The following is a 26696-nucleotide window of genomic DNA, read 5'->3' as shown; positions in this document are numbered from 1 at the left end:
ACCCGGCGTCAGCCGGGTTCCGTTTCCCGAAAGTTTGTTCAAAATTTGACGATTCTGTTCATCCGGAGCCGGAAATCCCGGCGTGATTTGGATAACTTAACGGAAAGAAGGACAAAAAATCATGGCAACTGAAGTGCTGATGCCCAAGCTGGGTCTGACCATGACCGAGGGCACCATTGAAGAGTGGAAGATCAAGGAAGGCCAGCCGGTGAAGAAGGGCGACGTGCTGTTCTCCGTGGCCACCGACAAGCTGACCAACGATGTGGAGGCCGATGCCGACGGCATCCTGCTGAAGATCCTGCTGCCGGAGGGCGAGACCGCCGAGTGCAAGAGCGTCATCGCCTACATCGGCGCCGAGGGCGAGGCTGTGCCCGGCGCCGCTGCCCCTGCCGCGGCTCCTGCTGCCGCTGAGGCGCCCGCGGCCGCTCCCGCAGCGGCCGCCGCTGCGGCTCCTGCCGCCGCCGGCCCCAAGAGCGTTATCGTGGTGGGCGGCGGCCCCGGCGGCTATGTGGCCGCCATCCGCGCTGCCCAGCTGGGCGCCAAGGTCACCGTGGTGGAGAAAGAGCACCTGGGCGGCACCTGCCTGAACATCGGCTGCATCCCCACCAAGTGCCTGCTCCACAGCGCTGAGCTGATCGAGGACATCAAAAACCAGGGCGCCGACATCGGCGTGAAGGTCACCGGCGTGGAAGTGGACTTCCCCCAGGTCATTGCCCACAAGAACGCCATCTCCAAGAAGCTGACCAGCGGCATCGCCGGACTGTTCAAGCTGAACAAGGTCGCCAAGATCGACGGTGAGGCCACCTTCACCGCCCCCAAGACTCTGGAGGTCACCAAGGCCGACGGCAGCAAGGAGACCATGACCGCCGACGCCATCATCGTGGCTACCGGTTCCATCAACGCCGTGCCTCCCATCCCCGGCATCAAGGACAACCCCAACTGCATCGACTCCACCGGCGCTCTGAGCCTGGAGGCCCTGCCCAAGTCCATGGTGGTCATCGGCGGCGGCGTCATCGGTCTGGAGCTGGCCTGCGCCTACGCCGCCTTCGGCACCAAGATCACGGTGGTGGAGGCCATGGACCACATGCTGCCCATGCTGGACGGCGACCTGACCAAGATCGGCGTGGCCCACATGAAGAAGATGGGCATGGAGTTCAACCTGGAGTGCCCCGTGCAGGCGGTCGAGGAGTCCCCCGTGGGCGCCAAGGTGGTCTGCAAGAACAAGGCCGGCGAGACCGTCAGCTTTGAGGCGGAGAAGGTCCTGGTGGCCATCGGCCGCAAGGCCAACACCGCCAGCTTGAACCTGGAGGCCGGCGGGCTGAACAACGACCGGGGCCGCATCCTGGTCAACGACAGGATGGAGACCAACGTCCCCGGCGTGTACGCCATCGGCGACTGCGTGTTCGGCCGCGCCCAGCTGGCCCACACCGCCAGCGCCATGGGCGAAGTGGCCGCTGAGAACATTATGGGCATGGACGCCAAGTACGACGAGTCCACCAACCCCACCTGCGTGTACATCGAGCCGGAGGCCGCCTCCGTGGGCCTCACCGAAGAGCAGGCCAAGGCCAAGGGCATCGACTACAAGGTGGGCAAGTTCCCCATGAGCGCCAACGGCAAGGCCCTGATCCTCAACGGCGGCGAGGGCCTGGTGAAGATCATCGCCGACGCCAAGTACGGCGAGGTCCTGGGCATGCACATCATCGGGCCCCGGGCCACGGACCTCATTGCCGAGGGCGCCCTGGCCATCCGGCTGGAGGCTACCATCGACGAGCTGATCTCCACCATCCACTCTCACCCCACCGTCACCGAGACCATGCGGGAGGCTGCGCTGAACGTTGAGAAACGCGCCATCCACACCAAGAACTGAGTTTCGGGTTTCGGAGGGAAGGAAAGTGTGAAAGGAAACCGTCAGGGTTTCCTTTCACGTTCAATCATCCGCCGCAGCGACGGAGGCGAAGCCTCCGCAGGCGTGCGGAGCACGCAGCGCGCCATTCCCACCGAGAACGGAGTGTTTTCAACCGCATCCCTGGCCCGGACCGCTTCGGCGGCCCGGGCCTTTGTTACGCTGGAATGCGGAATATTTTCGGCCGGTTGCACGTTTCCGTGCAACAAAAGCCTGTATATTATAATAATGTATCCGGCCCTGTGCCCGGATATCCGGAAATCATACGGGGGTTTTGTTACGGCTCTGTTACAAATGGCCCGGTCCCCTTGCAATTGAAATTTGCCTCTGCTAAAATCCAACATGAACAAACGAACTGTCCTGTTCCGATCACCCGGCGCAGATACGGGTAAACGGCTAGCCACGGTATGTGTGCCGTGTAAAAGGAGGGGGACCGCTCGGGCGTTCACAACTCAAGCCGGAAGGGAAGCGGAAGCCTCCCAAAAAGGTGTTTCTCCAGGTGGTGTCTGGGGATGTATACGCCTCACTTGACTGGTTTTTGCAACTTTTCCGGCAAAATTCAAAAGGAGGAAATCCTACCATGAAGAAGTTCCTTTCTCTGGTTCTGGCTCTGGTGATGGCCATGTCTCTGGTCACCGTCAGCGCTGGTGCCAAGGACTTCACGGACAGCGATTCCATCAGCGGCGAAGACTACGCTGAGGCAATCGACGTGATGTCCGCCCTGGAGATCATCGATGGCTACGAAGGCGGCGCCTTCCAGCCCCAGGGCACCCTGACCCGCGGCGCTGCCGCCAAGATCATCGCCTGCATGATGCTGGGCAAGACCACCGCCGAGTCCCTGGGCTCTCAGGCCGCTCCCTTCAAGGACGTGCCCGCTGGCTCCACCTTCGCCGGTTACATTGCCTACTGCGTCGAGGCCGGCATCATCGACGGCTACGCTGACGGCACCTTCCGTCCCTCCAACAAGCTGACCGGTTTTGCTTTCCTGAAGATGCTGCTGACCGCTATGGGTTATGACAGCGCCGTGGAGCACTTCACCGGCACCAACTGGACCGTGAACGTGGCCCGCCGGGCTATCGAGAACGGCCTGACCGACGGCAACGACGACTTTGTCGGCACCGATCTGGCCACCCGCGAGGAGGCTTGCCTGTACGCTGTCAACACCATCAAGGCCACCCTGGTGGAGTATGAGAACAAGGGCAGCTCCATCGTGATCAATGGCGTTGAGATCAGCCAGGGCGCTTCCGCTCCCAAGGTTGTGACCTCCGTCAACAAGGAGCAGGCCAGCTCCATCAACGCCGAGAAGTACATCACCGGCGCCACCGGCCAGCAGGATACCTACACCGTCGAGTTCGGTGAGAAGTACATGCCCAAGCTGTCCCTGAAGGGCGATACCGATGCTTTCTATCGTCCCGTTCATGTTTGGGATTACAAGGGCGTGAAGATCGGCACCTACACCGATGATGCTGATCTGGAATACAACAAGAAGGTCGCTTCCGACACCATCTATGACGACTTGGGCCTGACCTCCGCTGTTGAGGCTACCGTGTACATGGATGGCGTTGTGGTCGATCACGATAGCATCGCCAATGGTGTTCAGGGCTTCCTGGTCCAGAACAACAACACCAAGAAGACCGGCGATACCGGTGTCCTGACCCAGGTTTGGAAGGGCGGCCGCTGGGATAACGGCAAGTGGATCACCACTGTCACCATCACCGAGATGCACTACTATGCTGGCGACGTTGTCTCCAAGACCGCTGCCACCAAGAACAAGGACGCCTATGTGACCGTGGTTGCCCGCGGCGAGAAGGGTTACCTGGGCGGCACCTTCACCACCGAGGACTTCGCTGTTGACGATGTGGTTTACTACAACTACAGCAAGAAGGCCGGCGATACCGGTGTGAAGTACCTGACCGTTGCTGAGACCGCTACCGGCACTCTGACCAGCTACACCACTGGCGACAGCGCTACCGTCGGCGGCACCAAGTACGATTACAGCTGCACCATCGCCAACGAGGCTGCCAACGCTGCCATCAACAAGGACGTGACCGTGGTTCTCGATCCCTTCGGCTATGCCCTCGACATCGACGGCGCCAACGCTGAGAGCTACGCTGTTGTCCTGGGCGTCAACGACCAGGGTGACCTGCGCACCGAGGCCAAGCTGATGTTCGCCGACGGCAAGGTCGAGATCGTCAACACCTCCAGCGATTACGCCGGTGTTGTCTCTCTGGGTGACATCGTTGCCTATGAGATCAAGTCCAACGACCGCTATGCCCTGAACAAGAAGGTTGACTCCTTCAACGCTACGGTCTCCATCACCAATGGCGGCTACACCTTCACTGCCAACGGCACCACCTACTTCGCCAACGGCGAGACCGTGTTCCTGGTCAAGACTGTGGACGCCAATGGCAACGCCATGTACAATGCCTATGAGGGCATCAAGAACGTTCCCACCATCACCCTGAAGAACGCCAACACCTTCGCTGTCTACTGCAAGAACAGCTACAACCAGCCCGCTACCGTTGTGTACGTGGACGCTTCCGGCGCCACCGTGCTGAATCCCTCCTCTGACGTGATCTTCGTCAAGGGCAACGACAAGAACGTCTCCTATACCACCGGCATCGGCTCCTACTACCTGTTCGACGCCGTTGTCAACGGTGAGGTCAAGGAGATCATGGCCGACTCCAAGTACGGCATGAACAAGGGCGTGTACGGCCTGTATGACGGCGTGTCCTACGACGCCAACAACGTCGCTACCCTGTACAAGAGCGACAACGTGATCGAGGGCACCGGCGCCTACAAGCAGAAGAACGACGTTCTGGGCACCATGCTCAGCAACGGCAGCTTCAAGTACTACGGTGTGACCTCCGACTGCTTCGTGGTCGTCGTGACCGAGGATGACGCTGAGTTCGTCACCGGCCTGACCGCCGCTTCCGTGGTCGAGGATACCAACGACAAGGTGTTCTTCAAGCTGAACAACTCCAACCAGATCACCTCTGCTTACGTTGTGAAGGTTCCCAGCGGCGAGATCGCCTCTTCCTTCAGCGTTGGCCCCGTGACCGGTCTGACCTTCAGCTACCTGGGCGGTGCTGATTACACTGCTCTGGGCAAGGTTCCCGCTGGCGTCACCGTGACCGTCAAGGCCTCTGCCAACGTGAACGTTACCTCCACCACTCTGACCCTGACTCCTGTTGAGGGCGGCTACACCTTCGTGATGCCCGCTCGTAACGTTGTCGCTTCTGACTTCGCTGTCAACGCCAAGCAGGGCGAGGTGACTTTCACTAACGCTGGCACTTTCAACATCACCATTCCCGGTTACACTGTTGAAGCCAACAAGGTGACTCTGCCCTACGGCACCTACACCGCCACCTTCGAGAAGAGCAATTACGCTCCCGCCACCGTGACCTTCACGGTTGACGAAGCTACCGAGACTGTTGCGGATCCCGAGTATGTCGAGCTGACGATCGCTGCTGATCAGGATTCCAGCGGTACCGGCGTGAACGGTGTCAAGATTATGGCTTTCAACGTCAACAACAAGATGGTCACCCATGTTGTTCCCGGCGAGAATGGCGTTGAGGTCGTTGTGACTCTGGATTGCAGCAATCTGAGCAAGAACGTTCAGCTGAAGGCTGGCAGCGAGGTTATCGCTGTGGTTGCCGCTGGCGCTGCTACTCAGAACTTCACTTGGACTGTGACTGCTGCTACCGAGTTCAGCCTGGTTACTGTTGCTTGATTTATCGGCACACAGATTCCTGCGTCTCTGACGCATGAATAAACCGAAAAGGTCCCCCGCTCCGAAAGGAGCGGGGGACTTTTTTTCAGCGCTTTACGCCATAGATCCGGATATAGCTGCCCCGGGGAATGCCGTTTTCCTCCGCAGCCCAGATGTTCAGCTCCTTGATCTCATTCAGGGGCTTCAAATGGATCGCGTGCAGCACGGTGAATTCCTCCTCGTTCATCCGGGCAGAGAGGAAGTGTGTCCGGTCCGAGCCGGGATAGGACCACATTTTCACCCGGATGCCGCCTGTACCGGAGGCGTCCGGGACGCCGTAGGCCACAGAGTCTGCAGTATATGGCGTACCGCCCAGCTGGCAGGCCTGAAAAGAATTGTAGCCGTCCGGCCGCATAAACATCTCCGAGCAGCCCGCTTTGGCGTCGACTACCACTTCCACCCACAGATAGGGGCTGAAGTCAAAACGCTGTACATCCATGTTCAGACCCTGAAAGTCCGCGCCCGCGGTAGATGCCAGAAGCGTTACCCGCAGGTTCTCCTGCTCCCGGGTCTGGGCCTCCGCGGCCAGGGCTTCCGTCTGAGCAAGGAGTGCGGCGTCAATCTTGCTGTTGTCGGCGTTGAAATCGGTGCGCCGAATGAAGTCCTCTGAATCCCACTGACATAATTGATAATTGGTCGTTTGTCGCAAAATGATATCCTCGCTTTCCATGTTTCCGCCGCGCCCGGGCGGGGGACCCGGAGCGGTGCAGGCGGCGCGCGGGGGGACGCGCCGGGCAGGGACGCCGGGACTTGTTTCTTCTCTCCCGCGCCGGCGGCCTGTGCCGCCGCTTTGCCCTACACTACCGTGTAGTGTAGGGCAAAAGTTGCACGAAAACGTGCAACTACCTGCAAAAATTTTTCACACCATCCCCGGATGACGCCAAAGGGGCGTACATTGTCACGGCCTTCCCCTCGGGGGAAGGTGGCGCCACGGAGCAGAAAACGGATAAGGGGCCACAAAGCCCGGCCCGGTGTTCCCCTTTCAGGTGCGCCGCGCGCACCTGATCCCCCCAGGGGGAAGCAAAAAAAGAGTACGGCCTCTTCAGGAGGAAGGTCTGGGCGTAATTTGTGGAACAAAAATTTTCTCGTTAGTTGCACGTTTCCGTGCAACTTTTCCCTACACTCCCGGAGGGAGTGTAGGGACTTCTCCGGGGCGGGCGTTTGGTCGTTTGCGTCCGCCCCGGCGGAGGCCCGGCGCCGGGCGGGGACCGGGGGGAAACGGCCCCGCCCCGGCGGGATCTTGAACAAACGGGGGGATTTTTTGAACCAAACCAACAACTATCAGCTCTGCCAGTGGGACGGCGAGGACCGCATCCTGCGCACCGACTTCAACGCCGACAACGCCAAGATCGACGCGGCAATCGCGGACAATGCCGCCGCCATCGCGGCAGAGACGGAGGCCCGGACAGCGGGCGATTTCCGGGTCAGACTGCTGGACATGACCACGACGGAGAGCCAGAGTGAGATCCGGGTCAATCTGACCGGGCTGGACCTGTCTCCGTACTGCTGGGTGGAGCTGCTGGCGGAGTGTCCGCCCAGCGTACAGAGCTTTGAATTGCGCTTTGACGGGGTCACCAGCTACACCGGCTGGCAGGCGGGCGACAGCTCCGCCCTGACGAACCTGACCTACGCCGGACAGGGCGTCCGGGACAACGACGGCGGCGGGATGCTGTGCTGCCGCCTGCGGTCCCGGCCCGGCGGCAGCTACACCCACTGTATGACGGAGGCCCTGGGCGCGTCCAATTACAGGCTGCTGCACACGTCGTACGGGAAGAACCTGAACAGCATCGGGTATTTCACGCTCTACGGCGGCAGCGATCCGCTTCCCGCAGGCAGCCGAATCCGGATGTACGGTGTGCTGCAATGACAGTATCGCAGCAGACGCCCGGACCGGAGGAGGACCTCCCGGAGATTTGTCATCGGAGGCTGCGCAGGCAGGAGAGTGAACACAAAAACCCCGCTCCTTTCGGAGCGGGGTTTTTGTTATCGCAAATACTCAGAAGTATTTTTGATGAAGATTAGTCGGCGTTCAGAGTAACCGTCAGAGCAATGTCACCAGTGATGGGATCAGCGCTCTTGTTGCTCAGAGTGGAGGTCAGGATGAAGGTCACACCATCAGTCTCGTCAACCACAACATCCCTGGCCAGCTCGGTAACAGCAGTAGCGGTGGCGTAATCGCCAACCACAGCCTTAACAGAGTTGGTAATCGCAGCGGTAACGGGGGTCACAATGGTGTAAGCATCGGTCTGGCCCTTCAGAGTAACCTGGATGTTCACAGTGGAACCGGACTTGATGTAAGCCTTGTTGCTGCTGTCGAAGACCAGATTCAGAATGGTAGCGGTGGGGCTGGCCACAAACTCAGCAGCGTTCGTACCAGTAACATTGGTGGTGACGGTCTTGCTAACAGCATAGTAGGTGTCGTAAGAAGCACCGTCGGTCACGGTAACAGCACTGGTGGCGGTGTAAGAGGTAACACCAGCAGAAACAGTGGCCACGTACATGTTGGCGGTGCTGGGAACAGCAGTAGCCAGCTTAGTGCTGGTGCCGTCAGCGGGAACCAGCATGGACACGCCGTCCACAGCGATCTTCAGGCAGCTGAAAGCGCCGGTATTCAGAGTGGTGTTCCAAGTGAAGCTGCGGGTAGCACCAGTGGTCGGATTGCTGGCCTTAATGGTCCAGGTGGGAGCAGCGTAGCTCTCCTCGAAGGTGGTGTAGCCCATGGTGCTCAGCTTAGCACGGATCTGGCCCAGGATGGTCTCCTCATCGTGAGCGGCAGAAGCGTAGTAGCTGACAGTCACAGTGGTGCCGGACACGTTCACCTGATAGTTGGCGGTATCAACAGTACCGGGAGTGGTGCCGTCATACTCGCCGCCAGCAACCTTCACGATGTAGGCAGAGGAGATCTCGCCGGAAGCGTTGCGCTTGAAGTAGATCAGGTCGTTGCTGTCCTTCACCACGGCGCCGATGGTCAGGCCGGTGGTGATGGTGCCATCCTCGTCAACCAGTACAACGAAGCAGTTGTCGGCAACGGGATAGTACGCATAGTTGTTGGGAGTGTAGTCCACGCTGTTGCCGACAGCGGTAACATCGGTGGTGCCCAGGACCTCGTTGGCCTCCTTGTAGACGCCCTTACCAGCGATGACGCTGTTGCTCTTGGACAGGGTGGCCACGCCGTTGGCATCATAGTACACGCCGTCGAACAGATCGTACTTGTCCTTGCCCACATAGTTGACGGCAGCGGTCATGTACTCGTCCTTCAGCTCGCCGTTCAGAACGGCAGTGTACTTGTGGAAGCTGCCGATACCGGTGGTGTAGGAGTGGTTGTCGTCGTTGCCCTCGATGAACACCACGTCAGAGGCGGGGTTCAGGACAGAGGCGCCGCGGGCATCCACATACACAACGGTAGCCAGGTTGCCGGTCTTGCAGTAGACAGACACGGGGAAACCAGTGGTGCTGGTCTTATTGATGGTGGGAACGTTCTTGATGCCCTCATAGGCAGCGTACATGGAGTTGCCGTTGGCGTCCATGGTACGGACCAGGAAGATGGTCTTGCCGTTGGCGGTATAGTTATTGGTGGTACCGTTGGTGGTGAAAGCGTAAGAACCGTTGGTGATGGAAGCAGTGATGTTCTGAGCACCAGCGCTAGCGTTGGCCTTGGTCAGAGCATACTGGTCATTGGACTTGATGGTGTAAGTGACGATATCGGCATCGCCAGTGTAGGCAGCAGCCAGAACAACGTCCTTCACGGTGCCGTCGGTGAACAGCAGGGTGGCCTCGGGACGCAGACCGGTGTTAACGGCCCTCAGGACCACGGCGTAAGAAGCCTCAGCGGCGTCCACGTCGATGGCATAGCCATAGGGATCCAGGACCACGGTGATGTCGGTGTTGACAGAGTTCACACCGGCCTCGCGGGCATACTTGGCAGCGTAGTCATACTTGGTGCCGCCCACAGTGGCGCTGTCGCCAGTGGTGAAGCTGGTCAGAGTGCCGGTAACGGTCTCAGCAACAGCCAGGTTCTTCACGCCGGCCTCGCCGGTCTTGTAGCTGTAGTTATAAACAACCACATCGTCCACAGAGAAGCTGTCGGTGGTGAAAGTGCCGCCGGGATAAGCCTTATCGCTGCGGGCAACCACAGTCACATAGGCATCCTTGACGGAGGTGGCAGCGGTCTTGGAGACAACGTCGCCCACATAGGTGTTGACCTTGGTGATGGTCACGTCGGTGACCCACTTACCGGCCTCCCAGTGGCCGCTCTTGAAGACCTGGGTCAGAACGCCCTTGCCGCCGATCTTGTTGTTGACATCATTGTTCTTGACGGTGAAGGTGCCGGGAGCCACGCCGTCCTCATAGGTAGCGGCGACAACGGTCTCGGTCAGGCCCAGATCGTCATAGATGTCGTTGGAGGTGACCTTCTTGGTGTACTCCAGGTCGGCCTCGTCGGTGTACTCACCAATCTCAACGCCCTTATAGTTCCAGATGTGAGAGGGGCGCATGAAGGAATCGGTGTCGCCCTTCAGGGACAGCTTGGGCATGTACTTCTCACCGAACTCGACGGTGTAAGTAGCCTGCTGGCCGGTGGCGCCGGTGACATACTGCTCACCGTTGATAGAGGTGGCCTGAGCAGCGTTGACAGAGGTCACGACCTTGGGAGAGGAAGCGCCCTGGCTGATCTCAACGCCGTTGATGGTCACGGAAGAGCCCTTGTACTCGTACTCCACCAGGGTGGCCTTGATGGTGTTGACAGCGTACAGGCAGGCCTCCTCGCGGGTGGCCAGATCGGTGCCGACGAACTCGTCGTTGCCGTCGGTCAGGCCGTTCTCGATGGCCCGGCGGGCCACGTTCACGGTCCAGTTGGTGCCGGTGAAGCCCTCGACAGCGCTGTCATAACCCATAGCGGTCAGCAGCATCTTCAGGAAGGCAAAGCCGGTCAGCTTGTTGGAGGGACGGAAGGTGCCGTCAGCGTAGCCGTCGATGATGCCGGCCTCGACGCAGTAGGCAATGTAACCGGCGAAGGTGGAGCCGGCGGGCACGTCCTTGAAGGGAGCGGCCTGAGAGCCCAGAGCCTCAGCGGTGGTCTTGCCCAGCATCATGCAGGCAATGATCTTGGCGGCAGCGCCGCGGGTCAGGGTGCCCTGGGGCTGGAAGGCGCCGCCGGCATAGCCGTCGATGATCTCCAGGGCGGACATCACGTCGATCGCCTCAGCGTACTCGTCGCCGCTGATGGAATCGCTGTCCGTGAAGTCCTTGGCACCAGCGCTGACGGTGACCAGAGACATGGCCATCACCAGAGCCAGAACCAGAGAAAGGAACTTCTTCATGGTAGGATTTCCTCCTTTTAAATTTTGCCGGAAAAGTTGCAAAAACCAGTCAAGTGAGGCGTATACATCCCCGGGCATATTGACGCTGCCGCCTGCGGCCCAGGGAAAAGAACGCCCGTTGGTAGCAATTTCTCGGGGAAAAAGTGCTACCAACAGAAATGCGCGAGAAAATGCCCTAGAGCCGCAAGGGTTTCCGGCGGTGGCTCTGGTAGCAGTTTTGGTAGCAGGGGCCTTTTGGCAGGGGTTGTCGGGAACAAAAAAGGAGGATATAATGGGAAAAATGCAAGAGGAGGTTCATCCATGACGTGCCTGGGAAGATTTGCGCCGTCACCCAGCGGGCGCATCCATTTGGGAAATATCCTGTGCTGCCTGTTGGCGTGGCTCAGCGCCCGGCAGAAGGGCGGACGGGTCCTGCTGCGGATCGAGGACCTGGACACCGCTCGCTGCCCACGGCGCTATGCCCGGCAGATGGAGGAGGACCTCCGCTGGCTGGGCCTGGATTGGGATGTGGGGCCCGGAGCGGAGGGGCCGGACGGGCCCTATTACCAGAGCGAGCGGACGGCGGTCTATGAGGCGGCCCTGGAAACGCTGGAGAAGCTGGGGCTGGTTTATCCCTGCTTCTGCACCCGGGCGGAGCTCCACGCCGCCAGCGCGCCCCACAGGAGCGACGGCCAGACGGTCTATCCCGGCACTTGCCGCGATCTCACGGCCGCCGAGGCCGCGGAGCGGGCCAAAAAACGGGCCCCGGCCCTGCGGCTGCGGGTGCCGGCGGAGGAGATCGCTTTCCGGGACGGACACATGGGCCCGCAGCGGCAGCGGCTGGATACGGAGTGCGGAGACTTCCTGCTGCGGCGGTCCGACGGGCTGTTTGCCTATCAGCTGGCGGTGGTGGTGGACGACGCCGCCATGGGCGTCACAGAGGTGGTCCGGGGAGCGGATCTGCTGGACTCCACGCCCCGGCAGCTGCTGCTGTACCGGCTGCTGGGACTGCGGGCGCCGGAGTTTTACCACTTCCCCCTGCTGCTGGCCCCGGACGGGCGGCGGCTGAGCAAGCGGGACGCAGACGCGGGGCTGGATGTGCTGCGGGAGCGGGCGGCGCCGGAGGAGATCCTGGGCAAGCTGGCGTATCTGGCCGGGTTCAATCCCTCCGCCGCGCCGAAGAGCACCTGGGCGCTGCTGGCGGATTTCGACTGGGACAAGGTGCCGAGGGAGGATGTCCGCATCCCGGAGGGACTGTTTTGAGTCAAAAAGCGGAGACGCGCCAAAAGGCGCGTCTCCGCTTTACAAAGTGCCTATTTGCCCGAAGCTGCGATCTCCGGGATGTCCACCTCCGGCATCAGTTCCCGACTGATGATGGTCAGCATCTCTTCCAGCTTGGCGCAGTCCGCCGGGGGAAAGCGGCGGGAGATGCGGTCCATGACCTCCAGCATGTAGGCGGTGCTGATGTCGTAATAGTCTACGTATTTTTGGGTGACCCGCAGGTGGTACTCCCGGCGGTCCTCCGGGGACTGGATCTTCTCAATGTAGCCCTTTTTCACCAGGCTGTTGACCTTGTAGGCCGCATTGGGCGGCGAGATCCGCATGAAGGTGGCGAACTCGTTGACCGTGGGGGTCCCGAGGGCCTGGATGCTCTCCATGCAGAAGGTCTCCACTGTTGTGAGGCTGGCCTCCCGGCTCTGGAAGCGCTGGAAGATCTCCTGATAAAAATGCAGTTTGAATTTGGTATACACATTAAAAAAGGCGTATTTCAGCATAACGCGCCCTCTCCCATGGCGTTTGATTGCGGGAGCCTTACTCCGCGCTGATGGCAAAGGTCAGCTCCGCCGTGCAGGCCACCTGACCGTTGACCACGGCCTTGCACTCGCCGATGCCCACAGGGCCCCGGCGCTTAGTCAGTACGCACTCCATCTCCAGCACGTCGCCGGGCACTACCTTGCGGCGGAAGCGGGCGTTTTTCACGCCGCCGAACAGGGCGATCTTGCCCTTGTTCTCCGGCAGAGACAGGATGGCTACGCCGCCCACCTGGGCCATGGCCTCCAGGATCAGCACGCCGGGCATGACGTGGAACTGGGGGAAATGGCCGCAGAAAAAGGGCTCGTTGACGGTGACGCACTTGATGCCCTTGGCCCACTGGCCGGGCTCGTAGTCGGTGATCTTGTCCACCAGGGCAAAGGGGTAGCGGTGGGGCAGGATCTCCGCGATCTGATTGGAATTGAGCTCCATGGTCACGCCTCCCACTTCTTCAGCAGAATGCTGCCGTTGTGGCCGCCGAAGCCCAGGGAGTTGGACAGGGCATAGCGGATGGCCTGCTCCCGGCCGGTGTTGGGCACCACGTCCAGGTCGCACTCGGGATCGGGCACGGCATAGTGGATGGTGGCGGGGATGAAGCCGTCGTGCAGGGCCATGGCGGAGATCACCGCCTCCACGGCGCCGGCGGCGCCCAGCATATGGCCGGTCATGGACTTGGTGGAGCTGATGGCAAGCTCGTGGGCGTGGGGACCGAACACGGCCTTGACGGCGGCGGTCTCACCGGCGTCGTTCAAGTGGGTGGAGGTGCCGTGGGCGTTGATGTAGTCCACGTCCTGCGGCTGAACACCGGCGTCGGCAATGGCGATGGCCATGGCCTTGGCGCCGCCGGAGCCGTCGGCTCTGGGGGCAGTCATGTGATAGGCGTCGCAGGTGGCGCCGTAGCCCACGAACTCCGCGTAGATCTTGGCGCCCCGCTTTTTGGCGTGCTCCAGCTCCTCCAGCAGGAGGATGGCCGCGCCCTCGCCCAGGACGAAGCCGCTGCGCTCGGCGTCAAAGGGAATGGAGGCCCGGTTGGGATCCGTGGCCTGGCTCAGGGCCTTCATGGAGGTGAAGCCGCCGATGGCCAGAGGGGTCACGGTGGCCTCGGTGCCGCCGCAGAGCATCACGTCGGCGTAGCCGTCCCGGATGTAGTGGAAGGCGTCGCCCACGGCGTTGGTGCCGCCGGTGCAGGCGGTCACCGGGCAGGAGCACATGCCCCGGAAGCCGGTGTGAATGGCGATCTGGCCGGCGGCCATGTTGCAGATGGCGGTGGGGATGTAGAAGGGAGAGACCCGGTCCCAGCCCTTCTCCGCGCCCTTGTCATGCTCGGCCTCGGTGATGCTGAGGCCGCCGATGCCGCTGGAGACGATGACGCCGCAGCGGTCCTCCTCGCCCTCGGCCAGGGTGAAGGCGGCGTCGGCCATGGCCTCCTTGGCGGCCACTACGGCGAACTGGGTGAAGCGGCCCATGCGCTTAGCCTCGGGCTTGGGCAGATAGTTTTCCGGCACGAAGTCCTTGACCTCGGCGGCCAGCTTGACCTTCATGCCCGTGGTGTCGAACTGGGTGATGGGCCCGATGCCGCACTGACCCGCCCGCACGGCCTGCCAAGTGTCAGCCACGGTGAGGCCCAGGGGCGTGACGGCGCCCATACCGGTAATGACGACTCTGCGTCGTTCCATAGTGTACCTCCGAAATAGAATTGAAGTGACAGGTAACTGCCCCGCGTTCCTCTAAAAGGGAAAGGGGGCTGGGGGAAAACCGTAGGTTTTCCCAGTTGACTTGCCTCCGGCAAATCAAGGATTTTTAATGATTTTCGCCGCGACCGGTCATTCCGCGGGAATTCACTTCCCGCGGAATTCCTCTGCCCGCCGCAGCGACACGCCCGCCGTGCGGGCGTGAGGGGGTTCAGCGGAGCCGGACTTTGTCCGGCGGAGCGTCTAAGGGGGACGCAGTCCCCCTTGGACAGGTTACATCGCCATGCCCCCGTCCACCGCGATCACCTGACCGGTGATGTAGGCGGCGCCGTCGCTGGCCAGGAAGGCCACGGCCTTGGCGATGTCCTCGGGCGCGCCCAGGCGCTGCATGGGGATGGAGGCCAGGGTGGCGGTCTTGGCGGCCTCGGGCATGGCGGCGGTCATGTCGGTGTCGATGAAGCCGGGGGCCACGGCGTTGACGGTGACGCCCCGGGAGGCCAGCTCCTTGGCCAGGGACTTGGTCATGCCGATGACGCCGGCCTTGCTGGCGGCGTAGTTGACCTGACCGGCGTTGCCCCGGAGGCCCACCACGCTGCTGAGGTTCACGATGCGGCCGTAACGCTGCTTCATCATGGTCCGGGCCACGGCCTTCATGCACAGGAAGGTGCCCCGGAGGTTGGCGCTGATGACGGCGTCAAAGTCCGCCTCCTTCATCATCATGAGGAGGCCGTCCCGGGTGATGCCGGCGTTGTTGACCAGGATGTCGATGCGGCCGAAGGCCTTCACGGCCTCGTCCATCAGGGCCTTGACCTGCTCGCCGTCGGCTACGTCGCACTTGACGGCCAGGGCCTTGGCACCCAGGGCCTCGCAGGCGGAGACGGTCTCAGCGGCGGCGGCTTCATTGCCGGCGTAGCACAGCACCACGTTGGCGCCGCCCTTGGCCAGCTCCAGGCACACAGCCCGGCCGATGCCGCGGCTGCCGCCGGTGACCACCGCGGTCTTACCGGTAAAATCCATTTATGCGTCCTCCTTTTTCATCAGGCCCTCCAGGGTCTGGGGCAGGGCCTCCACGTCGGCGGCCGTCTCCACGGCCACCACCGGCACCTCCGGTGCGGTCTTTTTCACAAAGCCGCTGAGGGCCTTGCCGGGGCCGATCTCCACGATGGCGTCCACGCCCATGGCGGCCATGGAGCGGATGGAGTCCTCCATATAGACGCTGCTCTGGACCTGCCGGACCAGCAGCTCGGGGATGGTGACGGTGTCGTCCTTTACGGTGCCCAGGCAGTTGAAGATCACGGGGATGTGGGGCTGGGCGAAGGAGACGGTTTCAAAATACGCCTTCAGGGCGTCCCCGGCGGGAGCCATGAGGGGGGTGTGGAAGGGACCGCTGACCTTCAGGGGCAGGCACCTGCGGGCGCCCTTCTCCTTGGCGAGGGCGGCGGCCTTCTCCACGGCGGCCTTCTCGCCGCCGATGACCAGCTGGCCGGGGCAGTTGTAGTTGCAGATCACCACGCAGCCAAGGTCCGAGGCGGCGTCGCAGGCTTCCTGCAGCGGCGCCCGGTCCAGGTTCAGCACGGCCATCATGGCGCTCTCCCGCCCGGCGGCGGCCTCCTCCATGGCCTTGCCACGGAAGGCCACCAGCTTCACAGCGGTGGCAGCGTCAAAGACGCCGGCGGCGTGGAGGGCGGAGTACTCGCCAAGGGACAAGCCCGCCGCCACAGACGGCACGATGCCCTTCTCCCGCAGTACGGCGGTGAGACCGGCGGCGAAGGCCACCATGCAGGGCTGGGTGTAGCGGGTCTGGTTGATGAGGCCCTGGCTGTCTGTAAAGGAGACCTCCTTGAGGTCGAAATCCACCTCGGCGCTGTCGTAGACGGCGCGGAAGGCGGGGTACTGCTCATAGAGGTCCGCGCCCATGCCGGCGTGCTGGCTGCCCTGACCGGCGAACAAAAAGCCCAGTTTCATCACTCTGCGCTCCATTCCGCCGCGGTGGCCTTCAGCACCGCCTGGCCTCCCTCATACAGTTCACGGAAGATCTGGGCCACGGGCTTGATCTCGTGGAGCATGCCGGCCACCTGGCCGCTCATGACGCTGCCCATCTCCACGTCGCCCTCCAGCACGGCGCGCCGGAGTCCGCCCAGGGTCACCTTCTCCAGCTCCTCCAGGGAGGCGCCCTTCTTCTCCAGAGCCAGGTACTCCCGGGCCATCTTGTTCTTCAGGATCCGCACGGGACCGCCGATGGAACGGCCGGTGACCACGGTGTCGGAGTCCTTGGCCTTCAAAATGGCCTGCTTGTAGTTTTCGTGGATGGGGCACTCCTCGCTTGCCAGCAGGCAGGTGCCCACCTGGATGCCGCAGGCGCCCAGGGCGAAAGCCGCGGCGGCCTGACGGCCGTCGGCGATGCCGCCGGCAGCCACCACGGGCACGCTGACGGCGTCGATCACCTGGGGGACCAGGGCCATGGTGGTCATCTCGCCCACATGGCCGCCGGACTCGGTGCCCTCGGCGATGATGGCGTCCACGCCGTAGCGCTCCAGCCGCTTGGCCAGCACCGCGGCGGCCACCACGGGCATGACCTTGATCCCGGCCTCTTTCCAGGCGGGGATGTACTTGCCGGGGTTGCCGGCGCCGGTGGTGACCACCTTGACGCCCTCCTCCAGAATGATACGGGCGATGTCGTCGGCATAGGGGCTCATCAGCATCAGGTTCACGCCGAAGGGCTTGTCCGTCAGCTCCTTGGCCCGGCGGATCTCCTTGCGGAGGCGGTCGCCGTCCCAGCCGCCGGTGGCGATCATGCCCAGGGCGCCGGCGTTGGAGCAGGCGGCGGCGAACTCGCCGGTGGCGATGTTGGCCATGCCGCCCTGGATGAAGGGGAGCTCGGTCCCCAGGATCTCATTGAGCTTTTTCATATTGACACTTCCTTACGCAAACTCGATCAGGGCGCCGCCCCAGGTCAGGCCGCCGCCGAAGCCCACCACCAGGACCCGGGAGCCGGGACCGACCTTGCCCTGCTCGTGGAGTTCGCTGATGACCAGGGGGATGCTGGCGGCGGAGGTGTTGCCGTATTCGTTGATGTTCTTATAGTACTTCTCCTGGGGGATGCGGTATTTCCGCACCGCCAGGTCGATGATTCGGGCGTTGGCCTGGTGGAACACGAAGAAGTCCACGTCGTCCACGGTCTTGCCGGTGCGGGCAAGGACCTGGTCGATGCAGTAGGGCACCGCCTCCACGGCGAACTTAAAGACCTTGGTGCCCTCCATGTAGACCAGGCTGGGCACGCCCTTCTCCACGCCGGGGACCCGCAGCATCTCGTCGGTGCCGTGGCAGCCCAGGAAGGCGTGGATGGATTCGTAGGCGGGACTGCACTCCACCACCACCGCGCCGGCGCCGTCGCCGAAGAGGATACAGGTGCCGCGGTCGGCCCAGTTGGTGATGCGGCTGAGGTTCTCAGCGCCGATCACCAGGCCGAACTTGCGCTCGGAGGCGCCTAGCAGGCACTCCATGGTGTGCAGGGCGTAGAGGAAGCCGGTGCAGGCGGCGTTGAGGTCGAAGCAGACCGTGTCGTGGGGCAGGCCCAGCTCCCGCTGTACCCGGCAGGCGGCGGAGGGCACCTGGGTGTCCGCCGTCAGGGTAGCCACCACGCAGGCGCCGATCTGGTCGGCGGTGACGCCGGCGTTTTCCAGAGCCCGGCGGGCGGCCAGGACCGTCATGTCGGTGATGGTCTCCCCCTCCGCCAGGTGGTGGCGGTGGCTGATGCCGGTGCGGGTGGTGATCCACTCGTCGCTGGTCTCCACGATCTTGGCCATGTCGGCGTTGGTGACCACCTTGCTGGGGACGCCGCGGCCGGTGCCCCTGATCTTGATTCCGTTCATACGTCCTCCTTGGGAGCCGCCGCTCCCATCTTTCTGAATTTCTGGTACCGCTGGGCGGCTAAGGCAGCCCCGCTCTCCCGGGACAGCTCTATCAGGCTCCGCATCAGGAAGCGGTCCACCTGGCGGAAGGTGATGGCCGGGGACAGATGGGCGCCGCCCTCCGGCTCCGGGATGATATCATCGATGACGCCCAGGGCCTTGAGGTCCGTGGCCGTCAGCTTCATCAGGTCGCAGGCCTCGGCGTGCCGGGCCGCGTCCTTCCAGAGAATGGAGGCGAAGCCCTCGGGGGAGAGGATGGCATAGACGGCGTTTTCCAGCATCAGCACCCGGTTTCCGACGCCCAGCGCCAGTGCGCCGCCGCTGTTGCCCTCGCCGGTGATGACGGACACCACCGGAACGGTCAGGCGGCTCATCTCCATGAGGTTCCGGGCGATGGCCTCACCCTGGCCCCGGGCCTCGGCCTCCAGGCCGGGATAGGCGCCGGAGGTGTCGATGAAGGTGATGATGGGGCGGCGGAACTTCTCCGCCTGGCGCATCAGCCGCAGCGCCTTGCGGTAGCCCTCGGGGTTGGGCATGCCGAAGTTGCACCGGAGGTTTTCCTCCAGGGTTTTGCCCTTGCGGGTGCCGATGACGGTGACCGGGCGGCCGTGGAACAGCGCCACGCCGCCCAGAATGGCGGCGTCCTCACCGCACAGGCGGTCGCCCCTGCACTCGAAGAAATCGGTGAAGAGGGCGCCGATATAGTCGCTGATATTGGGCCGCTGAGGGTGACGGGCAATGGCCACCCGCTCGGCGGCGGTCAGGTTGGTGTTCATGCCCGGCCCCCCTTTCCGTGCAGGCGCAGCAGCCGGATCAGGGTCTCGCGCATCTGGTCCCGGGGGACCACGGCGTCCACGAAGCCGTGCTCCATCTGGAATTCCGCGCGCTGAAAGCCCTCCGGCAGCGTCTGGCCGATGGTCTGCTGAATGACCCGGGGGCCGGCAAAGCCGATCAGGGCCCCGGGCTCCGCCAGAATGATGTCGCCCAGGGAGGCGAAGCTGGCGGTGACCCCGCCGGTGGTGGGGTCGGTCAGAACGGAGATATAGAGCAGGCCCTTCTCGGAGAACCGGGCCAGGGCCGCGCTGGTCTTGGCCATCTGCATCAGGGAGAGGATGCCCTCCTGCATCCGGGCACCGCCGCTGGCGGCGAACAGGATCAGTGGCAGACGGTTCCGGGCGGCGTATTCGATGGCCAGGGTGATCTTCTCACCTACGGCGGCGCTCATGGAGCCCATGAAAAAGCGGCTGTCCAGCACGCCCACCACGCACCTGCTGCCGCCGATGGTGCCGGCGGCGGTGACCACGGCCTCGTTCAGGCCGGTCTTGTGCTGGGCGGCGGAGAGCTTGGCCCGGTAGCCGGGGAAGGACAGGGGATCCCCCGCAGGATACCGGGGGAAGAGCTCCTTGAAGGAGCCGGGGTCCAGGATGGTGCTGAGACGGTAGTAGGCGCCGATGGGGAAGTGATAGCCGCACTTGGGGCACACCGACAGGTTCCCGGCCACGGTCTTGCGGTCGCTGTCCTGCCCGCACTTGGGGCAGGTGACCGCCTTTTCGCCGGGAATATGGTTGTCCCGGATGGCCTTCATGGCCAGAAGGCGCGCCCGGCGCTTGGCAAAAACGCTGTTCATGCCTTACCCTCGCTTTCGTCCAGCTTGCGGTTGAAGTCCAGCAGCGACCGCAGGTTTTCATCCAGGAAGGCCGTGGTGCAGGCACCCAGGATGAATTCCGGATGGTATAGGATCTGATAGCTCAGCTCCGCGTTGGTGGGGAAGCCCTCCAGGGTGAACTCTTCCAGACAGCGGCGCATCCGGCGGATGGCGCCCATCCGGGTGTCCCCCTGGGCAAGGATCTTGGCGGCCATGGAGTCGTAGTAGGGGGAGAGCTCGCAGCCGCTGTACAGGCAGGAGTCCACCCGGACGCCGGGGCCGCCGGGGAAGTGGAGGAAGTCCACCTTGCCCGGACAGGGGCGGAAGTTCTGGGAGGGATCCTCGGCGTTGATGCGGCACTCGATGGCGTGGCCGGTCAGGTGCACGTCCTCCTGCCGCAGCCGCAGGGGCAGCCCCGCGGCGATCCGCAGCTGCTGGCGCACCAGGTCCACGCCGGTCACCAGCTCGGTGACGCCGTGCTCCACCTGGATGCGGGTGTTCATCTCCATGAAGTAGAAGTGCTCCATGTCCGGGTCCAGCAGGAATTCCACCGTGCCGGCGTTCTCATAGCCCACGGCCTTCGCCGCCTTCACGGCGGCCTCGCCCATCTTCTCCCGCAGCGCGGGCGTCAGGCACCAGGCCGGCGCCTCCTCGATGAGCTTCTGGTTCCGGCGCTGGACGGAGCAGTCCCGGTCGCCCAGGTGGATCACATGGCCGAACTTGTCGGCCAGCACCTGAAACTCGATGTGCCGGGGCCGCAGCACCAGCTTCTCCAGATACATCTCGTCGTTGCCGAAGCAGGCCTGAGCCTCGGCCTTGGCCTCTGCGTAGGCGGCGGCAAGGTCCTCGGGCCGGTCGCAGCGGCGGATGCCCCGCCCGCCGCCGCCGGCGCTGGCCTTCAGCAGCACCGGATAGCCCACGGTCTCGGCGGCGGCCAGCGCGTCCTCCACAGAGGTCACAGGTCCGTCGGAGCCAGGGGTCACCGGCACGCCGGCAGCGCGCATCAGATCCCGGGCGGCGGATTTGGAGCCGGCCTTGCGGATGGCGTCCCCCGAGGGGCCGATGAAGATCAGTCCCTCTGCGGCGCAGCGTTCAGCAAAGTCGGCGTTCTCAGACAAAAAGCCATAGCCGGGGTGGACGGCGTCGCAGCCGGTGGCCTTGGCCACGGTCAGCAGAGCCGTCTGGTTGAGGTAGCTGTCGGCGGCCTTGGCCGGGCCGATGCATACGGCCTGGCCTGCCAGCTGGACGTGGAGCGCCTCCGCGTCCGCCTGGGAGTACACGGCCACCGTCTCGATGCCCAGCTCCCGGCAGGCCCGCAGCACCCGCAGGGCGATCTCGCCCCGGTTGGCGATCAATACCCGCTTCAGCATGGCTTGTAACGGATCAGAGGCTCCCCGAAGGACACCAGCGCACCGCTGTCCTTGAGGATCTCCTCGATGACGCAGTCACAGGGGGCGGGGACCTCGCTCATCATCTTCATGGCCTCGATGAGGCAGACGGTCTGGCCCTTCTTCACCCGGTCGCCCACCGCCACGAAGGGCGCCTGATCCGGCGCCGGAGCGGCGTAGAAGGTGCCCACCAGGGGAGCGGTGACGGCGCTCATCTCCTCCTGCGCGGGAGCGGCGGGAGCCGCCGGAGCGGGGGCCGCGGGCGCGGCATAAACAGGCGCCGCAGGAGCGGCGAAAACGGGAGCCGCCGGAGCGGGGGCCGCCCGGCACAGCTCTATGGAAAAGCCCTCTCGGGACAGCTTCAGACTCTGGAGCGCGCTGCGCTCGAAGCGGTCCATCAGGTCATAGATCTCTTCGTTGGTCATGATGATTCCTTTCTTCACGGAAAGCAGCCCGCCGGAGGGATCCCCCGGCGGGCGAAGAATTACTCCTTATGGCTGCTCAGATAGGTGAGAATGTCGTTCACAGTCTTGAGGTTGGCGACGTCGGCGTCGTCAATGTGGATGCCGGTGGCCTCCTCCAGAGCCATCACCAGCTCCACGGAAGCCAGGGAATCAGCGCCCAGATCGTCGGCCAGAGAGGCCTCCGGGGTCACCTGCTCAGCGTCGCAGCCCAGGGTTTCAACAATAATATCGCGTACTTTCTCGAATTCCATGATTGTGGTTCTCCTTATGTCGACAAAATATGAAAATTATTTTAATTAAAATTCTTTAACTAAAATAACAGGGTTATTGTATGTGAAGGCGGGCCGTTTGTCAAGCAAAATTTGGAACAACCCGAAAAAAAGGCGGGAGCTCTGTTGGCGGCGGCAGCAGGGCGTTATTATTTCGACAAGTATCGAAAAAACTATTTCTTTTTCCAGGAAGTTTCGCTATAATGCATCGTAAGCCCATTGTGGGCCTCCGCCGCAGCAAAACTGCTGCGGCTGGAAGTGTGATCGATAGAGGATGGGGACAAAGACATGAAAATCGTCATCGTGGGCATCGGGAAGGTTGGCCTGGCGCTGACCAAGCAGCTGTCGGTGGACAACAAGGTCACCGTGGTGGACGAAGATGACCAGCTGGTGGAGAATATTATTAATGTATACGACGTCATGGGGGTATGCGGCAACGGCGCCAGCTACCAGGTGCAGCAGGAGGCGGACGTGGCTCATGCCAATCTGCTGATTGCCACCACCTCCAGCGACGAGATCAACATTCTGGCCTGCCTTGTGGCCAAGAAGCTGGGCGTGCACCACACCATTGCCCGCATCCGCAATCCGGAGTATGAAAAGCAGCTGCGCTTCATGCGCACGGAGCTGGGCCTCTCCATGGCCATCAACCCGGAGAAGGCCACTGCCCGTGAGATCGCCCGTGTGCTCCGCTTCCCAGCCGCCATGAAGCTGGAGTCCTTTTCCAAGGGCCGGCTGGAGCTGGTGGAGTACCGCCTGACGGAGCACAGCAAGCTGGACGGAGTGCGTCTTTCGGACCTGTACCGCAGCCTCAAGGTCCGGGTTCTGATCTGCGCCGTGGCCCGAAAGGAGGAGACCATCATCCCCTCCGGCGACTTCCAGCTGCGCACCGGCGACAAGATCTACCTCACCTCTTCTCCCAGCGAGCTGGAGCAGTTTTTCCGGCACCTGGGGGTGTTCCGGGCCAGGGCCAATTCTGTCATCGTCGTGGGCGCCAGCAAGATCTGCTATTATCTGGCTTCCGAACTGATCGAGATGGGAATGGATGTGAAGATCATCGACCGGGACGAGCAGCGCTGTATCCGTATGGGGGAGCTGCTGCCAAAGGCTCTGGTGATCGTGGGCGACGGCGCCGACAGTGAGCTGCTTCACGAGGAGGGGATCGAGCAGGCCGATGCCTTTGTGGCCATCACCGGCATCGACGAGGCCAACATCCTTATGGCCATGAGTGCCGCCAAGCAGACCAGCGGCTGCAAGGTGGTGGCCAAGATCAACCGCAAGTCCCTGGTGGACCTGGTGTCCGCCGAGAGTATGATCGACAGTGTGGTCTCCGCCGGCTCCGTCACCACGGAGCTGATCCTCCAGTATGTCAAGGCCATGGAAAACGCCTCCGGCACCCAGCTCAAAACCCTGCACCGGATCGTGGAGGGCAAGGTGGAGGCCATGGAATTCAGCGTCACGGCGGAAGTCCCCTTTGTCAACATTCCGCTGAAGGATCTGAAGCTCAAGAGCGGATTGCTGCTGGCGGGCATCGTGCGGCAAAACGGCAAAATCGTCATTCCCTCCGGCGACGATGCGCTGCACCTGCACGACGATGTGATTGTCGTCACCACGGACACCCGGCTCCAGGATATCCGGGACATCCTGCAATAAGGCGGGAAAGGCGGGCATATCTTGAACTATCGAATGATTTGTTTCGTCATCAGCCGGATCTTGCTGATGGAGGCGGCGCTGCTGGCGCTGCCCATGGCGGTGGCCTTTTGGTACGGGGAGTCCGGGATCCCATACCTGATCCCCATGGCGCTGCTGATTTTGTGTGGGCTTCCTCTGGGACGCCGGCGGCCGGAGCGGGCCTCTCTGTACGCCCGGGACGGCCTGGCTGTGGTGGCGCTGGCCTGGATCGCGGTGTCTTTGTTCGGCGCAATGCCCTTTTATATCTCCGGGTCTATGGAGAGCTTTGTGGACTGCATCTTTGAGACGGTCTCCGGCTTCACCACCACCGGCGCCAGCATTCTGCGGGAGGTGGAGAGCCTGAACCGGGGCATCCTCTTCTGGCGCAGCTTCACCCACTGGGTGGGCGGCATGGGTGTGCTGGTGTTCGTCATGGCCATCGCGCCCATGAGCGGGGACGGCCACGGCATGCACCTGCTGCGGGCGGAGGTGCCGGGCCCCTCCGTGGGCAAGCTGGTCAGCCGCATGAGCGACAGCGCCAAGATCCTGTATGGGATCTATTTTGTCATCACCGTGGTGGAGATCCTGCTGCTGCTGGCCGGAGGAATGCCCCTCTTCGATGCCTGCATCCACTCCTTCGGCTCTGCGGGCACCGGCGGCTTCAGCAGCCGCAACCTCAGCGTAGGTGCCTACGACAATGCCTATTTCGACGTGGTCATCGGCATCTTCATGCTGCTCTTCGGCATCAATTTCAACTTGTACTACTTCCTGATTACCCGCAAGTTCCGGGAGGTCTTTCAGTCGGAGGAACTGCGGACGTACCTGATCATTGTGGGCGTATCGGTGACGGCCATCACCATCAACATCATGCATCTGTATGAGTCGGTGGGGACCAGCCTGCGCCACGCCTTCTTCCAGGTCTCCTCCATCATCACCACCACCGGTTACGCCACGACGGACTTCAACACCTGGCCGACCTTTTCCAAGGCGATTTTGGTGACACTGATGTTTATTGGCGCCTGTGCCGGCTCTACCGGCGGCGGCATCAAGGTTGCCAGGCTGGTGATCCTGGTGCGCAGCTCCCTGGGGGAGATGCGGCGGATGCTGCACCCCAATGCAGTCACTACCACCCGCTTTGAGGGCAAGGTCCTGCCGGAGCGGAATACCCGGGGCGTGCATATGTTCCTGACCATGTACCTGCTGGTATTTACTGTGTCCTGCCTGCTGCTGTCGCTGGAGCATTTCGATCTCATCACCACATTCACCGCTGTGGCCTCCTGCCTCAACAACATCGGCCCCGGCCTGGAGCTGGTGGGCCCCATGGGCAACTTCGCGGATTTCTCGCCGCTGTCCAAGCTGCTGCTGTCCTTTGACATGCTGGCGGGCCGGCTGGAGATCTTCCCCATGCTGCTGCTGTGCGCCCCCTCTATCTGGCGGCGGAAGCTGCCTGCCCGCCGTCAGAACTCTCAGGGGCTGTGACGGGGGAAGCACTCTCCGGTAACCAACAAACAGCATAAGAAGAGGCCGCCCAAAAGGGCGGTCTCTTCTTATGCTGAATTTATTTTCTGAAAGGGGTCCCTGCGTGGTTCGGCAAGCCGCAGGTGAGCGGATTAACCGGCGGAGCCGGAGCGGATGGTGTTGGTGATACGGCCGATGCCGTCAATTTCGCAGGTGATCACATCGCCCTCTTTTAAAAAACAGGGAGGCTCCATGCCCATCCCGACGCCCGCAGGCGTGCCGGTAATAATGATTGTGCCGGCAGGCAAGGTCATGCAGCGGGAGAGTTCGCTGACAATATGGCGGATATCGAAAAACACCTGATCGGTAATGCTGCTTTGGCGCAGTTCCCCGTTGACATAGCAGCGGATCGGCAGCGCAGGCGGGCAGGGGAACTGGTCGGCAGTGACGATAACCGGTCCCATGGCAAAGAAGGAGTCCAGGCTTTTCCCCAGAAAATTCTGCTTATGGCGATACTGTACATCCCGGGCGCTGACATCGTTGGCAACGCTGTATCCAAATAGGTACTCGTGGACATCTTCCGGAGAGACGTGAAGAGCATCCTTGCCTAAAATTACGGCTAATTCGCACTCGTAGTCCAGTTTGGTGACAAAATCCAGATGGCCGTCAATGGGTTCTCCGTCTCCCACGGCCCGGAGGACCTTCTTGTCAAAGTAGACTGCATAGGGCTGTTCGCCGTGGTAATCCACCTTCTGAAAGCGATAGGATTCCTCGGCGTGGCGCATGTAGTTTTCTCCCAGGCAGATCACGTTTCCAACCGGGTGCGGAATGGGCGCACAGGGCTGCGTATCCGACAGAGGGACTCCGCACGGGTGGCCCTGACGGGCGGTTTCCTCCAGGACCTTGCGCTTTTCCGGAGTAAAGCTCCGGATCAGATCATTCATGGAGGCGTCGGAAAACCCCAGCTTCTGAACGGGATATACCGTGCGCTCATCAGAGGAAAGCACGCAGACCTGCTCTGCTCCTTGTATGTTACAGGTGAGAAGTTTCATGTTCTTCAGCTCCTTTTACCAGAGGCGCTGCACTGTGTCAGCGGTATTTGGCTACCAACTGGTCAAAGTCCGCCTCGTCCAGCAGACCGTGCTTTTCATAGCCGCCGGCCTGCAGGACAGAGGGGCAGACCGTATTGATCACAACGCCCAGCAAAAGGGGGATCACCATCATGCCGCCGGGAACTTTTTGCACAGTTCTCAAAATTTTCATTGCAGTATCCTCCTAAAATTCAAACAACTGTATGGAAGCAGGACATATGCAGGGATCGGCAGAGCCAGATATCGGACGGCTTGTCCGTGAGTGGCTGCATAAGTGAATTGATTTGAAACACATGTGCTTCGCAATCCGGATAGCACTAGTGTAAT

22 protein-coding genes are annotated in these 26696 nt (G+C 62.2%); 6 read left to right on the top strand and 16 right to left on the bottom strand.

The genetic code is table 11. The annotated features are described in order from the left end of the window. Positions 1–121: 121 nt before the first annotated feature. Both lpdA and KFE19_07970 read left to right on the top strand, forming a co-directional pair. Positions 122–1867: a dihydrolipoyl dehydrogenase gene (lpdA, locus tag KFE19_07975; GenBank protein ID QUO39402.1), complete on the top strand. Its 1746-nt coding sequence runs from the start codon at positions 122–124 to the stop codon at positions 1865–1867. A gap of 616 nt (positions 1868–2483) precedes the next feature. Continuing rightward, entirely contained in the window at positions 2484–5636 is a 3153-nt protein-coding gene (locus KFE19_07970; GenBank protein ID QUO39401.1) for an S-layer homology domain-containing protein, read from the top strand. 85 nt (positions 5637–5721) lie between these two features. On the opposite strand, the gene KFE19_07965 is transcribed toward KFE19_07970, so the two are convergent. Continuing rightward, positions 5722–6324 carry a hypothetical protein gene (locus KFE19_07965; GenBank protein QUO39400.1) on the bottom strand — a complete coding sequence of 201 codons (603 nt, stop codon included), beginning with the start codon at positions 6322–6324 and terminating at the stop codon, positions 5722–5724. Between the two features lie 612 nt (positions 6325–6936). Between KFE19_07965 and KFE19_07960 the strand changes: the two genes are divergently transcribed. After that, a complete protein-coding gene (locus tag KFE19_07960; protein QUO39399.1) occupies positions 6937–7542 on the top strand; it encodes a hypothetical protein in 606 nt (201 codons plus the stop codon). Positions 7543–7693: 151 nt separating this feature from the next. On the opposite strand, the gene KFE19_07955 is transcribed toward KFE19_07960, so the two are convergent. After that, positions 7694–10993: an S-layer homology domain-containing protein gene (locus KFE19_07955; protein ID QUO39398.1), complete on the bottom strand. Its 3300-nt coding sequence runs from the start codon at positions 10991–10993 to the stop codon at positions 7694–7696. A gap of 300 nt (positions 10994–11293) precedes the next feature. Between KFE19_07955 and gluQ the strand changes: the two genes are divergently transcribed. Then, positions 11294–12235 carry a tRNA glutamyl-Q(34) synthetase GluQRS gene (gluQ, locus tag KFE19_07950; protein ID QUO39397.1) on the top strand — a complete coding sequence of 314 codons (942 nt, stop codon included), beginning with the start codon at positions 11294–11296 and terminating at the stop codon, positions 12233–12235. A gap of 50 nt (positions 12236–12285) precedes the next feature. On the opposite strand, the gene KFE19_07945 is transcribed toward gluQ, so the two are convergent. The 12 genes from KFE19_07945 to acpP form a co-directional block, all read right to left on the bottom strand. Continuing rightward, positions 12286–12747: a MarR family transcriptional regulator gene (locus KFE19_07945; protein ID QUO39396.1), complete on the bottom strand. Its 462-nt coding sequence runs from the start codon at positions 12745–12747 to the stop codon at positions 12286–12288. Between the two features lie 37 nt (positions 12748–12784). After that, positions 12785–13216, bottom strand: a complete 432-nt coding sequence (fabZ, locus tag KFE19_07940) for a 3-hydroxyacyl-ACP dehydratase FabZ (GenBank protein ID QUO39395.1) — start codon at positions 13214–13216, stop codon at positions 12785–12787. A gap of 2 nt (positions 13217–13218) precedes the next feature. Further along, the gene (gene fabF / locus KFE19_07935; protein QUO39394.1) at positions 13219–14460 is read right to left on the bottom strand and encodes a beta-ketoacyl-ACP synthase II; all 1242 of its coding nucleotides are present in this window, start codon (positions 14458–14460) and stop codon (positions 13219–13221) included. 288 nt (positions 14461–14748) lie between these two features. Continuing rightward, the gene (fabG, locus tag KFE19_07930) at positions 14749–15492 is read right to left on the bottom strand and encodes a 3-oxoacyl-[acyl-carrier-protein] reductase (protein ID QUO39393.1); all 744 of its coding nucleotides are present in this window, start codon (positions 15490–15492) and stop codon (positions 14749–14751) included. Beyond that, positions 15493–16440 (bottom strand): ACP S-malonyltransferase, encoded by a 948-nt coding sequence (gene fabD, locus KFE19_07925; protein QUO39392.1) that lies wholly within the window; start codon positions 16438–16440, stop codon positions 15493–15495. Further along, positions 16440–17384 carry a DUF561 domain-containing protein gene (locus tag KFE19_07920; protein ID QUO39391.1) on the bottom strand — a complete coding sequence of 315 codons (945 nt, stop codon included), beginning with the start codon at positions 17382–17384 and terminating at the stop codon, positions 16440–16442. The genes fabD and KFE19_07920 overlap by 1 nt, the downstream gene beginning before the upstream one ends. A gap of 12 nt (positions 17385–17396) precedes the next feature. After that, positions 17397–18347, bottom strand: coding sequence for a ketoacyl-ACP synthase III (locus tag KFE19_07915; protein QUO39390.1), 951 nt, complete (start codon positions 18345–18347; stop codon positions 17397–17399). Beyond that, entirely contained in the window at positions 18344–19162 is an 819-nt protein-coding gene (locus KFE19_07910) for an acetyl-CoA carboxylase carboxyltransferase subunit alpha (GenBank protein QUO39389.1), read from the bottom strand. Before KFE19_07910 ends, KFE19_07915 begins: the two co-directional genes overlap by 4 nt. Beyond that, a complete protein-coding gene (locus KFE19_07905; GenBank protein QUO39388.1) occupies positions 19159–20013 on the bottom strand; it encodes an acetyl-CoA carboxylase carboxyltransferase subunit beta in 855 nt (284 codons plus the stop codon). Before KFE19_07905 ends, KFE19_07910 begins: the two co-directional genes overlap by 4 nt. Then, positions 20010–21401 (bottom strand): acetyl-CoA carboxylase biotin carboxylase subunit, encoded by a 1392-nt coding sequence (accC, locus tag KFE19_07900; protein QUO39387.1) that lies wholly within the window; start codon positions 21399–21401, stop codon positions 20010–20012. Before accC ends, KFE19_07905 begins: the two co-directional genes overlap by 4 nt. After that, on the bottom strand, positions 21395–21844 hold the full coding sequence (accB, locus tag KFE19_07895) for an acetyl-CoA carboxylase biotin carboxyl carrier protein (protein ID QUO39386.1): 450 nt from the start codon (positions 21842–21844) through the stop codon (positions 21395–21397). The genes accC and accB overlap by 7 nt, the downstream gene beginning before the upstream one ends. A 59-nt stretch (positions 21845–21903) precedes the next feature. Next, the gene (acpP, locus tag KFE19_07890; GenBank protein ID QUO39385.1) at positions 21904–22134 is read right to left on the bottom strand and encodes an acyl carrier protein; all 231 of its coding nucleotides are present in this window, start codon (positions 22132–22134) and stop codon (positions 21904–21906) included. 306 nt (positions 22135–22440) lie between these two features. Here acpP and trkA point away from each other — a divergent pair, with 306 nt between their 5' ends. Both trkA and KFE19_07880 read left to right on the top strand, forming a co-directional pair. After that, on the top strand, positions 22441–23802 hold the full coding sequence (gene trkA / locus KFE19_07885; GenBank protein ID QUO39384.1) for a Trk system potassium transporter TrkA: 1362 nt from the start codon (positions 22441–22443) through the stop codon (positions 23800–23802). 21 nt (positions 23803–23823) lie between these two features. Further along, a complete protein-coding gene (locus KFE19_07880; protein ID QUO39383.1) occupies positions 23824–25299 on the top strand; it encodes a TrkH family potassium uptake protein in 1476 nt (491 codons plus the stop codon). Between the two features lie 131 nt (positions 25300–25430). On the opposite strand, the gene KFE19_07875 is transcribed toward KFE19_07880, so the two are convergent. Together KFE19_07875 and KFE19_07870 are read right to left on the bottom strand one after the other, a co-directional pair. Next, positions 25431–26330 (bottom strand): fumarylacetoacetate hydrolase family protein, encoded by a 900-nt coding sequence (locus KFE19_07875; GenBank protein QUO39382.1) that lies wholly within the window; start codon positions 26328–26330, stop codon positions 25431–25433. A gap of 37 nt (positions 26331–26367) precedes the next feature. After that, the gene (locus KFE19_07870; protein ID QUO39381.1) at positions 26368–26541 is read right to left on the bottom strand and encodes a 2-keto-3-deoxygluconate permease; all 174 of its coding nucleotides are present in this window, start codon (positions 26539–26541) and stop codon (positions 26368–26370) included. Positions 26542–26696 lie beyond the last annotated feature (155 nt).

Origin of the sequence: Dysosmobacter sp. Marseille-Q4140 (genome assembly GCA_018228705.1) — a bacterium.
In the GTDB taxonomy this organism is placed as follows: Bacteria; Bacillota; Clostridia; order Oscillospirales; family Oscillospiraceae; genus Oscillibacter.
The sequence above is the reverse complement of the archived record's forward strand: the minus strand, read 5'-3'. Positions and strand labels throughout refer to the sequence as shown.